Annotated in this window: 8 protein-coding genes and 1 pseudogene; 5 read left to right on the top strand and 4 right to left on the bottom strand. The window is 76.0% G+C overall.

Features of this window, described 5'->3' with window-relative positions; genetic code table 11:
• Positions 1-127 precede the first annotated feature (127 nt).
• On the bottom strand, positions 128-964 hold the full coding sequence (locus K7G61_RS08525; RefSeq protein WP_225846068.1) for a maleylpyruvate isomerase family mycothiol-dependent enzyme: 837 nt from the start codon (positions 962-964) through the stop codon (positions 128-130).
• A 160-nt stretch (positions 965-1,124) separates the two neighbouring features.
• Between K7G61_RS08525 and K7G61_RS08530 the strand changes: the two genes are divergently transcribed.
• Together K7G61_RS08530 and K7G61_RS08535 are read left to right on the top strand one after the other, a co-directional pair.
• On the top strand, positions 1,125-3,344 hold the full coding sequence (locus tag K7G61_RS08530; protein ID WP_225846069.1) for a DUF5107 domain-containing protein: 2,220 nt from the start codon (positions 1,125-1,127) through the stop codon (positions 3,342-3,344).
• 427 nt (positions 3,345-3,771) lie between these two features.
• Positions 3,772-4,197 carry an SseB family protein gene (locus K7G61_RS08535; protein ID WP_225846070.1) on the top strand — a complete coding sequence of 142 codons (426 nt, stop codon included), beginning with the start codon at positions 3,772-3,774 and terminating at the stop codon, positions 4,195-4,197.
• A gap of 246 nt (positions 4,198-4,443) precedes the next feature.
• Here K7G61_RS08535 and K7G61_RS08540 read toward each other — a convergent pair whose 3' ends face one another.
• Positions 4,444-5,904 (bottom strand): bifunctional phosphatase PAP2/diacylglycerol kinase family protein, encoded by a 1,461-nt coding sequence (locus tag K7G61_RS08540; protein WP_225846071.1) that lies wholly within the window; start codon positions 5,902-5,904, stop codon positions 4,444-4,446.
• Between the two features lie 270 nt (positions 5,905-6,174).
• Here K7G61_RS08540 and K7G61_RS08545 point away from each other — a divergent pair, with 270 nt between their 5' ends.
• Both K7G61_RS08545 and K7G61_RS08550 read left to right on the top strand, forming a co-directional pair.
• Positions 6,175-7,392, top strand: coding sequence for an aminotransferase class I/II-fold pyridoxal phosphate-dependent enzyme (locus K7G61_RS08545; protein ID WP_225846072.1), 1,218 nt, complete (start codon positions 6,175-6,177; stop codon positions 7,390-7,392).
• A gap of 262 nt (positions 7,393-7,654) precedes the next feature.
• Positions 7,655-8,644, top strand: a complete 990-nt coding sequence (locus K7G61_RS08550; protein WP_225846073.1) for an MBL fold metallo-hydrolase — start codon at positions 7,655-7,657, stop codon at positions 8,642-8,644.
• 42 nt (positions 8,645-8,686) lie between these two features.
• On the opposite strand, the gene K7G61_RS08555 is transcribed toward K7G61_RS08550, so the two are convergent.
• On the bottom strand, positions 8,687-9,346 hold the full coding sequence (locus K7G61_RS08555; RefSeq protein ID WP_225846074.1) for a DedA family protein: 660 nt from the start codon (positions 9,344-9,346) through the stop codon (positions 8,687-8,689).
• Between the two features lie 224 nt (positions 9,347-9,570).
• Positions 9,571-10,335, bottom strand: a pseudogene (locus tag K7G61_RS08560) (MBL fold metallo-hydrolase); the annotation flags it as partial.
• Positions 10,336-10,666: 331 nt separating this feature from the next.
• Here K7G61_RS08560 and K7G61_RS08565 point away from each other — a divergent pair.
• Positions 10,667-12,718 carry a phage holin family protein gene (locus tag K7G61_RS08565; RefSeq protein WP_225846115.1) on the top strand — a complete coding sequence of 684 codons (2,052 nt, stop codon included), beginning with the start codon at positions 10,667-10,669 and terminating at the stop codon, positions 12,716-12,718.
• Positions 12,719-12,736 lie beyond the last annotated feature (18 nt).

Here is a 12,736-nt window from a genome sequence, read left to right on the forward strand (position 1 = left end):
GCGGAGGCACCCGGATGGGGGCCGAAGGCGCATCCGGCGACCAACATCATCGTCCCACCCGCCACACCGGCCGCGCGCCACCCAGTACCTGACATGGGCATCACCCCTCAGTCAGGACGGTACGTCCTCAGTTCAACGTCGACCAGACCACCAACTGGCGCACAAGATCGGCGTCTCCGGTGACACGCAAGGCACCGCCGTCCCAGGGCGCACGGCGGTAGAGGGCGAGGAGGAGATCACCTGCCGGTCCGGAAAGGGAGGCTCCCGGGCGAGGTCCAACACTGGTTCGGCCACGCGCCCCGTCGGGCACGCCCGTGCCGGGGGCGGCGCGGACCGCCGAGGCGCCCGTGGGGTCCAGGACGAGGGTCCAGGCCGGGCCCTCGTCGGTGATCAGGGCAACCCGTGCCGGGGAGTTGGGCCAGCCGTCCATCGAGCCGAACTCCACGTGCAGAAACTCGTCGAGGGCGTCCACGGCGAGGGCTGCGGGAATGGGTTCCGGCACACCCGCCGCCTCCTGGGCATCCCGCGCGTGCACCGCCGCTTCCTGCACCTGGTGCCGGGCCACGGCGCCGGCGGTCGAGGGGTTGTCGGAATCCGCCCACCAGGTCCAGCAGCCGCGGTCGGGGCCTGCTGTACGCAAGGCGCCCACAAGGGTCTTGGTGCAGCGCGCCGACCAGGTGAGCAGGTCGTCGGACGGCGCGGTCTCGCCCACGGCCTCGTCCGAGGGCGGCCGCGTCGCCGGGCCGGCGGCCACGGACGCCGCCCAGTAGAGCTGCACCTCGCCGAGGTGAGCGACCAGGTCCCGCACCGTCCAGTCGGGGCAACCGGGAACGCGGGCACGGGGATCGGCGGCCGCGGCGGCGGTGCGGAACGCGGCGGATCGCTCGGTGAGCATCTCCAGCAGGTCGGCGAACCGCGGTACAGGGAAAGGAGAGGAAGGCCATGCGGGGAGGGGAGTCGTCATGAGGAAGGTTCTAGCAGCGCCCGCCGACAGCGGTCCGGCGCCCGCCGGCCGCCGGGAAGTCCATGGTTGGGGCCCCTGGTCACGGCGGCGGGAAAGCTGTTCCATGGTCGACACAGTGCCGCCGTGGCAGTGGCGGCCCCGATGGTCAGACGAGGTGGCCTTGGCTACGACCGTGCGACGTAGCGTTGTGAGCATCCCGGCCGCGCCGCTCGGTCCGGAGAACCCGTTGCCCTCCTTGCGCCCGCTGGAGGAGGCGCACCGGCTCGACCTGGAGGGGCGGGCGGGCCTGCCCGCCGACATGGCACGGCAGATCGGGTATGCGCCACTGCGTTCCGTGCTGCCCGTCCGCGTACTCGACGGTTACGGCCGCCGCCGTGCGCCCGCCGACCTCGACGCTCTGGTGATCGAGAACGAGCGGGTGCGGGCCACCGTGCTGCCCGCGTTCGGCGGGCGGCTGTACTCGCTGGTGCACAAGCCGACCGGCAGGGAACTGCTCTACCGCAACCCGGTGATGCAGCCTGCGGCGTTCGGGCTGGCGGGTGCGTGGTTCTCCGGCGGTGTCGAGTGGAACCTCGGTGCCACGGGCCATGCCGCCCACACCTGCGCGCCGCTGCACGCCGCCCGTGTTCCCGCGCCCGACGGCGGCGAGATGCTGCGGCTGTGGGAGTGGGAGCGGCTGCGCGACCTCCCCTTCCAGGTCGACCTGTGGCTGCCCGCGGACTCGGATTTCCTCTACGTCGGCGTTCGCGTCCGCAACCCGCACGGCCGCACCGTGCCGGCCTACTGGTGGTCCAACATCGCCGTCCCGGAGACCGAGCACACCCGCGTCCTCGTCCCCGCCGGTGCCGCCTGGCACTTCGGTTACACCCGTACGCTGAAGCGCGTGCCGGTGCCGCGGCCGGACGCTCCGGCAGGCACCGGCGGCGACGGTGGCGGCACCGACATCAGTTACCCGGCACGGTCGGAGTACCCCGCGGACTACTTCTTCGACATCGGGGACGACGACCGCCGTTGGATCGCCGCGCTCGACGGGGAGGGTCGCGGTCTCGTCCAGACCTCCACCGACGCGCTGCGCGGCCGCAAGCTGTTCCTGTGGGGGCACGGACCTGGCGGCCGGCGCTGGCAGCAGTGGCTCACCGAGCCCGGGACCGGCGGTTACCTGGAGATCCAGGCCGGTTTGGCGCGCACTCAGCTCGAACACGTCCCGATGGCGGCCGAGTCGGAGTTCTCCTGGCTGGAGGCGTACGGTCCGCTCGACGCCGACCCCGTCGCCGTGCACGGCGAGGACTGGGGCGAGGCCCGCGCGGAAGCCGCCGCCCGCCTGGAAGCGGCCCTGCCCCGGGCCACGGTCGACCAGGCATACGAGAGCTGGCTCGCGCAGGCCGACGCCGATCCGAAGGACATCCTCGCCGTGGGTTCCGGCTGGGGAGCGCTGGAGATCGTGCGGGGGCGCTTCGATCTGCCGGGCACGCCGTTCCCCGCCGACACCCTCGGCGACCGCCAGAAGCCCTGGCTCGAACTGCTGCTGGCCGGTGTCTTCCCCCGGCCCGGCGCGGACACCACGCCGGGCCCGTGCCTGGTCTCGCCGGAGTGGCGCGAGCTGCTGGAGGCGGCCGACACCTATCCGGGCAACGAGTGGTACCGCGACTACTACCTCGGCATAGCCCAGTGGGCGGCCGGCGATCGGGCGCAGGCGGTGCGCAGTTGGGAGCGTTCGCTGGCCGCCCGCCGCTCACCGTGGGTGCTGCGCGCCCTCGCAGTCGCCGAGACAGCCGAGGGTGCCCCCGGCGGTCCCGGCGGTCCCGGCGGTCCCGGCGGTCCCGGTGGTCCCGGCGGATCCGTGGAGAGGGCGGCACAGTGGTACATGGAGGCTCATGAGAGCCTGCGTGCCGAGGTTCTCGAACCTGCCTCGGGCGGCCCGGAACGGACCGGGGAGGCCGCCGCTGCCGCCAGGGCCGCGCAGCGCGCACTCGCCGTCGAGGCCGTGCCGGTGCTGCTCGCCGCCGGCCGGGTCGAGGACGCCCGGACAGTCCTGGACCAGGCCGCCGTCGGCGGGGAGGGCGGTCCCCTCGACGACGGACACCTGCGCCTGCTGCGCGCGCGTACCGCCCTCGCCCAGGGCGATCCGGCCCGCGCCCGCGCGTTCTTCGACGAGGGATTCGACGTGGAGGACCTGCACGAGGGCGCGGAGGAGTTGAGCGACACCTGGTACGCCGTCGCCGAGGCCCTCCTCGCGGGCGACGGCCCCATAACCGCCGGCGTCCGGGCCCGGGCCCGCGTCCAGTACCCACTACCGGCCGCCTACGACTTCCGGATGCGCCCGGACGGAGCCGACCCGTCCGTCCGGCCCGGACGGGATCCGGCGGGCGGGGCCCTGTAGAGAGCGCGCCGGTGCCGGGCCCTGGGCGCCCGGCACCGGTGCTGAGCGCGGATCGCGCGGCGCCCCGTACGCACGAGCGCGGTCGGTTCGGCAGGTGACCGTTCGCCCGGTGCGGCGGCCCTCCCGGGCGAACCGGCCGGCTGTGCGCCGCAACATGCGCCCGTCCGCCGATCGTCCCGCCGGCGACTCCGGCTGCTACGACGATGCGGCGCGTCGTTCGAGCCTCGCGCAGCCGTGCCCGGCGGCTTCCGACGGGCCCGGCCCCCGCCCCGGCCTCGGCCGCGAACGGGCCCGGGCCCCGCCGCGGACGGGCCCGGCCCCCGCCCCGGCCCGCGAATCCGGCGGAGGGGGCATGGACCAGGAAAGGTTGGGTACGCGCGGGGTTCAGCCAGTGCACAGGCATGACTCGCGAGAGGAATCAGAAGCGATGACCGACATCAACCCCGACGGCGCCCTGCCCCCCGCGCAGCGCGCCCTGCACGAGATCGCCCACGGCAGCGAGAACGTCATCGCGCTGAGCACCCTCGCGGTCAGCGAGGTGCTGCTGCCGGTCCCGGGCGCCGACGAGTACCCGGAGGGCGTCGGCGACGCGCCCGAGCTGCCCCGGGAGATACAGCTTCCGGTGTACGAGCAGGAGGACGGCAGGCAACTGGTCCCCGTCTTCACCTCGGAGACCCGGATGGCCGAAGCGCTTCCGACCACCCGCCGCTACCGGCTGGTCCAGCTCGCCGCACTGAGCGGCGCCTGGCCGTCGGACGAGCTGATCCTCTCCATCGACACCGGCAGCCCGGACGCGCTGAGCATCTCCGGTGAGGGCGTGCGTGCGCTGGCCGGCCTTGTCGGCGGCAACTGAGCGCGCGACCGCGCGGCGCGGAACCACCGCGTGGTGTACGACGCAGGCCCGGCGCGGGACGTCGGCGCTCCCGCCGGCCGTACAGCCCTCGGGCAAGCGGTCCAGGGGTGTACGGCCGAGGGGCGAGCCGCCCGGCCGACCGTCCGGTCGTACGGCCGAGGCCAGGCCGTACGACCGGACGACGGGCGCGCCTCGACCCGCCCCGGCCCGCCCCGACCCGTTCGGCCTCTCAGCCGCGGGGGACCGTCAGCCCCGGTAGACCGTCAGCCCGCCGGGGACCTTGTCGAGCAGCAGTTCGTGGGGCGCCGGTGCGACCTCTCCGTCGAACGCCAGGTGGACGCCGCCGTCCGGTACACGAATCCGCAGCCGGCGCACGGTCGTGGTGGTGTAGACGGGGGAGCCGGTGACCACACCGGTCAAGGCCGCGCCCAGCAGGCGGAGCCGCGCGAAGGGGCCGCCGTCCACCAGCCGCACGTCCAGGACGCCGTCGGCGAGGTCGCGGCGCCGGACGGGAGCCGGGCCCCAGCTCGAATAGCGGCAGTTCCCGGCGAACAGCAGCCACACCGACCGCTGCCGGCCGTTGATCTCGACGGTCACCGGCCGGCTGGTGCGCAGGACGTGCACCGCCGCCAGCACGCTGGCCGGCCAGCTCCCGATCCGCCGCGACCAGCGCTCCCTGACGCGGACCAGGTCCGGGTAGGAGCCGATGCTGAAGGTGTTGAGGTAGGGCTCCCACGAACCGTCGGCGGGGTTCGTGCGGCGGGCCACGTCGACGGAGGCGGCCCGCCCCGCGAGTACGGCCGCCGCGGTGTCCTCCACCGAGGTGAGTCCGAGGTCGAGGGCGAAGTGGTTGCGGGTCCCGCCGGGGAAGACCGCCAGCGGCAGCCCGTGCCGCAGGGCGATTCCGGCCGCCAGGCACACGGTGCCGTCGCCGCCGCACACCCCCAGCGCCCCGCCCGTCTCCGCCGCCGAGCGGGCGGCCTTCTCCAGCAGCTCCGCCAGGTCGTCGTCCTCGGTGCGTTCCACGACCTCGGCCTGCGGCAGCGCCGCGCGGATCCGGTCCAGCGGCGGGGACAGCAGCGGCGGCGGGCCGGAGGCGGCGTTGACCACCACGTGCAGGCCGTCGCCGTCGCGCAGCGCCGGCGCCTCGGCGGCGGGTCCCGGTTCCGGCCGGCGCTGCCGTGGCGGCACCAGCGCGCGAACGGCCAGCGCCGCGCCCACGCCCAGCGCGCAGCCCACGACCACGTCGCTCGGGTAGTGCACGCCCGTGTAGACGCGGGAGAACGCCACGCTCGCCGCCAGCGGGGCCAGCACCGCGCCCCATCCCCCCGACTCCATGGCCGCGCCCGCGGCGAAGGCGGCGGCGGACGCCGAGTGCCCCGACGGGAAGGACGACGTCACCGGCTGCCGGTGCAGTCGCCGGATCACCGGCACCGTGTCCAGCACCGGCCGCGCACGGCGGACGGCGCCCTTGGCGACGGTGTTCACCGTCAGCGAGGCCAGCGCCAGCGAGCCCGCGCCGCGCACTGCCGCCCACCGCCCCTCCCGGCCGCCCACCAGCGCCATGCCCGCGCCCACCGCGATCCACAGCCGTCCGTGGTTCGCGGCCCGGCTCAGCCGCGGCAGCACCGGCTCGGCCGCCGGCCAGTGCCGTTCGGCCACCTGCGTCAACAGGGCGCGGTCCCACTCCCTCCAGCGATACGTCATGTCCGACCGGTTACCCCCGCGGCGGCGCCGCACGCCACCAACCTGCACGGCCGTCCCCCGGACGCCCCGGCGGACCACCCGTGGCGCAACCGCCGTTCAGCGGGTGCGCGCGCGGCCCCGCGGGGGGATCGTGAGGGACGGGGCGAGCCCCTCGACGAACCGGGGGCGAGCCCCCCGAGTCAGAGGGCCGGCCCTTCGACGACGAGGGACGCGACGAGGGACGCGACGAGGGACGCGACGAGGAATGCGACGAGGGAAGCGAGGTGCGCGATGCGGCCCGACCCGCCGTACGACGTGAGGCCGGACCCCGGGCTGCCGGTGCCGGACTACTGGGCGACCCGTATGACCGGCGGCAGCGGCAGCGGCGCGGAGCCGCCCGGGGGCGGCCCGCGGTTGCTGGCCGCGGCGGCGGGTTACTGGGAGCGGCGCGGCCTGCCCGCCGACCCGCCGCATCTGGCGGCCGCCCCGGGGGCCGAGGCGCTGGTGGTCGCGCTGCTGGCGGCGGTGGACGGCGACCTCGTGACCGGCCGCCCCGCGGCGGCCTGGCAGGCGGGCCTGGCCGGGCTGCTGGGCAGGCGCGCCTACACCGCGCCGACCCCGGCCGAGGGCGGCGGCGTGCCCGACCCCTTCGCGCTGCTGGAGACGGTACGGCGGGCCCGCGCGGGCGGCGGTGCGCCCCGGCTGCTGCTGCTGTCCGCCGCGGACGACCCCAGCGGCACCGTCACCGCGCCCGAACTGCTGCACGAGACCTGCGAGGCCGCCGCCGAGGCGGGGCTGCTGATCGTCTCCGACGAGACCTACAGCGACACCCTGCACCACCACGACACGGTGCTGCTCAGCCCCGCCGAGATGCTGCCCGACCACACCGTGGTGATCACCGACCTCGGGGCCACGCTGGTGCCGGTCACCGTGCCCGCCGCGCTCGCCCGCTTCCCCGCGACCGACCACGGGACCGCCTGGCGCCGGCGCGCGGTCGCCGTACTCGCCGCGCAGCGCACTGTGCTGTCCGCGTCCGTCGCGCCGGCCGTCGCGTACGTCCTGGGCGAGCCGCCCGAGGTCACCGACCGCACCGCCGCCGCGAACCGGCTGCACGCCCGCATGGGCGCCGCCGCGTACCGGGCGGTCACGGAGGCCGGGGCCTCGTGCCGCCCCCCGAAGGCCGGTTTCCAGCTCTATCCGACGCTGAGCAGCCACGACCTGGACGCGGCCGGGGCCGAGGAGCGCCTGTCCGCGCTGCTGGGCAGGCCGGTCCTGGGCGGGCACCGGTTCGGCGACGACCCCCTGGAGCCGCGGGTCCGCGTCGACACGGGGACTCTGCACGGGGCGACGGAAGCCGAACGGCGTACCGTCCTGGCCGCCGCCGATCCCGCCGCCGTGCCGCACGTCGCCGCTGCCCTGGCGGCCCTGACCTCGGCTTTCGCCGAGCTGTCGGCGTCCGGACCGGTCGGCGACCCGGCCGACTCGCGATCGCGGGGCGGCGGGGCCTGACGTACGGTCGCAGCATCGCGCACCGGTGGCCGCCGGCGCCCAACGGCGGTGGTACGCGGGCGGTGCGCGCCTGCCGTCCGCGCCCGCGCCCGTATCCCTGGGCTCGCGGGCCCCGAGGCCCGCGCCACGAGGCCCCGGCTCCGGCCCGGCTCCGTCCCGGCCGGCCGGTCCCGGCGCTCAGGTCGCGCGGCAGGTCGCGCGGCGCCGCCGCCGGGCGAAGGAGTGCCCAAGGGAGTGCGAAGGGAGTGCGGAGGGAGAGCCGATGACCGACCAGAAGGAGCGGGTCGTCGCCGTCGTGCGTCCGCTGGGCGAGTCGCGCGCCTGGCCCAAGTCGTTCGCGCACCGGCTCGGCGGACCCGGCCCCGGGACGCGGGATCTGGTACGGGTGGTGCGGGAGTGCGTGGTGCGGCCGCCCGCCCGTTCGCTCAAGGACGTCGCGGCGCTGCCGTTCGCGCCGGGGCCCGTGCCGGCGGCCGGGCCGGCCACCGTCAGCGTCACCTGGGCCGGTCACGCCAGTTGGGTGGTCAGGATCGGCGGCCTGACCGTGCTCACCGACCCCGTCTGGTCCCGGCGGATCCCCGCGACCCCGCCCAGAGTCACCCCTGTCGGCGTGCCCTGGGCGGACCTGCCGCCCGTCGACGCCGTGGTCATCAGCCACAACCACTACGACCACCTGGACGCCCCCACCCTGAAACGGCTGCCGCGCGCCACCGAACTGCTGGTGCCCGCCGGGCTGGGCGCGTGGTGCCGGCGCCGCGGCTTCTCCAAAGTGACCGAACTCGACTGGTGGGAGGCCGCGGAGCTGTCCGGCGTGCGGTTCGACTTCGTGCCGGCCCACCACTGGAGCCGGCGCAGCCTCGCCGACGCCTGCCGCTCGCTGTGGGGCGGCTGGGTGCTGTCGGACGCCGCCGGGCGCCGCGTCTACTTCGCCGGCGACACCGGTTACGGCTCCTGCTTCCGGGAGATCGGCCGCGCCCACCCCGGCATCGACCTGGCCCTGCTGCCGATCGGGGCGTACGCGCCGCGCAGGCTGCTCGGCGCGGTGCACACCGACCCGGAAGAGGCGGTGCGGGCCTTCGCCGACCTGGGCGCGCGGGCGATGGCGCCGATGCACTGGGCGACGTTCCTGCTCTCACGCGAGGCGCCGCTGGAGCCGATGACCAGGCTGCTCGCCGCGTGGAAGGCGGCGGGTCTGCCGCGCGAGGCGCTGTGGGACCTGCCGATCGGCGGGTCGAGGGTGCTCGCCCCCTGACCCCCGAAGCGGCGGGGGCCGTGACCCCCGCCGTGCGAGTGGCTACGCCCCCTCGGAGCCGCGCTCGGACATCCGCGGCGCCCGGCCGACGCGGCGGCGCACGGTGGGATACGCCGCGATGGCGAACGTCAGGCCCACGGCCAGCGCCACGCCCTGCCACGGCTCGGGGAACAGCGAGCCGCCGAGGATCCCGATGACCTGGTACGCCGCGGCCCAGGCGAGGCAGGCCACGATGTCACCGCGGACGAACCGGCGCAGCGGCATCTCCCCGAGCAGGCAGGCCACCATCACGGGCAGCCGTCCCGCCGGGATGAGGCGGGAGAGCACGAGCACCGCGGCCCCGTGCTCGTCGAGTTGCCGCTCCGCCTTGGCCAGCGTCTCCCCGTCCACCCGGTTCTGCAGCCGGTGCAGCCAGCGCGAGCCGTTCCGGGAGCGCACTCCGCGCAGCCCCAGCCAGTACAGCGCCGCGTCGCCGAGGAAGGCCGCGACCGACGCCACCGCGAACACCACCGCGAGGGCCACCGGCTCGGTCTGGTGGAAGGCGACCACGGCGGCGCCGGACACCAGCGCCCCGGTCGGCACCACGGGGAGCAGCGAACCGAGCACCACCAGCAGGAACAGCGACGGATAGCCGATCGCCTGCTGGGCTCCGGCGCCGTGCGACGGCGGCGGGTGGGCGGCGGCCGACGCGAGCAGACTCATCACCCGCCGCTCTCCCGTCCCAGGCCCGGCCCGGTCCCGCCGCCCGTTCCCGCCCCCGCGGCCGTTCCCGTACCGGAACCCGGGGCCGTGGCCGCCCCGCCGCCCGTGCCCGCACCGGAGCCCGTGCCCGTTCCCCTGCCGGATCCGGAGCCCGGCGCCGAGCCCGATTCCGTGCCGCCGCCCCGCGCCGCGTCCTCGTGGGCGTACCTACCCGCGCCGGTGTCCTCGACCAGCACGCTCTGCCCGTGCTCCAGCCGGTGCACCCGTACCTGAGGGGCCGTGCGGGCGGCCAGGCGGACGAAGTCGTGGCCGGGGGAGTGGAATTCGTGCGGCCGGACCGCGTCCATGCCGATCGGCCAGTACGTGCCGTAGTGCACCGGTACGGCGGCGCGTGGCGCGAGCTCGGCCAGCGCGCGGGCCGCGCGGCCCGCGTCCAGGTGCCCGTGGCCGAGGAACGGCCCCCATCCGCCGACCGGCAGCAGAGCGACGTCGCACGGCCCGACCGCCTCGGCCATGCCGTCGAACAGCCCGGTGTCGCCGGCGAAGTAGGTGCGCGCCTGCCCGGCGATCACGTAGCCCAGCGCGGCCACCCGCTGCTTCCCGTACGGCATCCGGCGCCCGTCGTGGGCCGCCGGCACCGCCCTGACCGTCACCGCGCCGAAGTCGACCGACTCGCCGGCACCGGTCTCCACCAGGCGCAGCCGGTACCGCAGCCGCCGCAGACCGGGAACCGCGGCGAGCGCGCCGCGCGGCAGCAGCACCGTGGTGCCGGCCGCGAGCCGCGCCAGCGAACCGACGTGCAGGTGGTCGGCGTGCAGGTGCGACACCAGGACGACGTCGGCCTCGGCGGCCGGCGGTGGCGGAACCGCTCCCCGGCGCCTGCGCAGGTGCGCCAGGCGGCGCGCGAACAGCGGGTCGGTCAGCACCCGCACGCCCGAGTCCCGCACGGTCACGGTGGCGTGCCCCCACCACGTGATCTCCACGGTCACCGCGTTCGTCACCCTCCTCCGCCGCCTACCGGCCGACAACAAGCCGGCCGCCTGCCGGCCGACAACCAAGCCGACAACCAAGCCGACAACCGAACCGACAGCCGAGCCGGCCGCCTGCCGGCCGACAACCAAGCCGGCCACCGGCCCGCTGCCGCCCAACCACCGGCCCGCTCGGCCGCCTTGAGGTCCTTCCGCCCGGCGTGTGCCCCGCGCGGACTTCCGTACGCCCCCGAGACTATGCCCTCCGCCGCTGAAGGCCAGGTCGCGGGTATGGCAGGGTATGGGGGTGCCTCAGCCGGGAGTGAGTCGGAGACGGGCCGCGGGCATGGCGATGCTGCGGGCCGTCGGCCGGGTGCTGGCCGTGTGGGCGGTGGGGTCGGCGACGCTCGCCGTCCTGGCGTGGCTGCTGCCGGACTTCCGCATCGAGTCGCCCGACGGCGACAGCCCCACCCAGATCGCGGTCACCGCCGCGGCGGGCGCGGGCGCCTTCGGCGTCCTCAGCGCCCTGGTGTGGCCGCTGCTGGTACGGGCCGTGCTGCTCGTGCCGGCGCTGGTGCTCGGCGCCTCGGTGTTCTTCCTCAACGGCTCGCTGCTGCTGGTCGCCCTGCAGTTCACGCCGGACGGGCGCGGCGACGTGACGCCGAGCAGCGCGGTGGTGATCGCCGCCGTGATGTCGTTCACGTCCTCGGCCACCAGTACCGCGCTCGCGGTACGCGACGACGACGCCTACGGCCGCCGGCTCGCCCGGCTGGCCGGCCGGCGCCGCCGGCACGCCGGCGACCCGCCACCGCCGACGACGCCGGGCACCGTCTTCCTCCAACTCGACGGCCTCGGCCACGACGTGCTGCGCGACGCCCTGACCGGCTCGCCGCCCGCCATGCCGACCGTCGCCGAACGGCTCGCGCCCACCCACCGGCTCGTCCCGTGGCGTACCGACTGGAGCAGCCAGACCGGCGCCAGCCAGCTCGGCATCCTGCACGGCAGCAACCACGACGTGCCCGCCTTCCGCTGGTTCGAGAAGGAGACCGGCCAGGTCATGGTGTGCAACCGCCCCTCCAGCGCGGCCGAGTTGGAACGGCGGGCGGTGGCGCGTACCGGATCGCGCGGTCTGCTGGCCGGTGACGGGGCCAGCCGCGGCAACCTGTTCAGCGGCGGCGCCGAGCAGTCGGCGCTGGTGATGTCGGTCGCCGGGCGCGCGGGGACCTTCAGCCGGCCGCGCTCGGGCTACTTCGCGTACTTCTCCGATCCGGCCCACGCGGTGCGCACCGCCGGGTCGTTCGCCGCCGAGGTGTGCCGGGAACTGCGGGAGTCCACCGCGGCCCGGCTGCGCGGGGACCGGCCGCGGATCAAGCGCCTGGGGCTGTACCCGCTGGTACGGGCCTTCGCGACCGTGGTCGAGCGGGACGTGGCGGTCGCCGCGGTCGTCGGCGACGTGCTCGCCGGGCGCACCGCGGTGTACGCGGACCTGGTCGGTTACGACGAGGTCGCCCACCACTCGGGACCCCGCAGCAAGGACGCCCGCAAGGTGCTGTCCCGGCTGGACCGCTCGGTGCGGCTGATCGCCGACGCGACGCGGTACGCGCCCCGGCCCTACCGGATCGTGCTGCTGTCCGACCACGGGCAGAGCCCGGGCGATACCTTCGAAGGCGCGTTCGGCCTCCACCTGCGGGATCTGGTGCGGGCCGGGTGCGGACTGGAGCAGGGCGAGGTGCCGACCGTGCGCCGGCGGGGCGGCGCCGAGGCGCGGGGCGCGGCGCGCACGGCGCTGCGGCGTCCCGAGGCCGGCCGCGACGCGGAGGAGCACGCGTGCGCGGGGCCGCCGTCGGAGCCCGTCGTGCTGGCCTCGGGCAACCTCGGCCTGGTCACCTTCCCCGATATCGAGGGCCGGGCCACGCTGGAGGACATCGAGCGCCGCAGCCCCGGACTGCTGACCGCTCTGACCGGCCATCCCGGCATCGGCTTCGTCCTGGTCCGCAGCGCCGAGCGCGGCCCCCTGGTCCTGGGCGCCGGTGGAGAGCACGAGCTGGCCACCGGCCGGGTCAGGGGAACGGACCCGCTGGCGGTCTTCGGCCAGGGGGCCGCGGAGGCCGTGCTGCGGGCCGACGGCTTCCCGCACATCGCGGACGTGATGGTCAACTCCGCCGTGGACCCGGCGACGGGCGCGGTCTTCGCCTTCGAGGAGCAGGCGGGTTCGCACGGCGGACTCGGTGGCCCGCAGTCGTTCCCCTTCCTGCTGGCGCCGACCGGACTCCCGCTGCCGGAGGGGCCGTTGACGGGCGCGGAGACGCTGCACGGGGTGTTCCGCGAATGGCTCGCGCTCGACTCGGTGCCCGTGGTCCGGGCCCGGGAGGCGGAGCCCTCCCCATCGTCAACGCGGGGTTGACGATGGGGATGCGTCAAC

The sequence above is a fragment of the Streptomyces sp. HPF1205 genome (genome assembly GCF_020400825.1).
Taxonomy (GTDB): Bacteria; Actinomycetota; Actinomycetes; order Streptomycetales; family Streptomycetaceae; genus Actinacidiphila.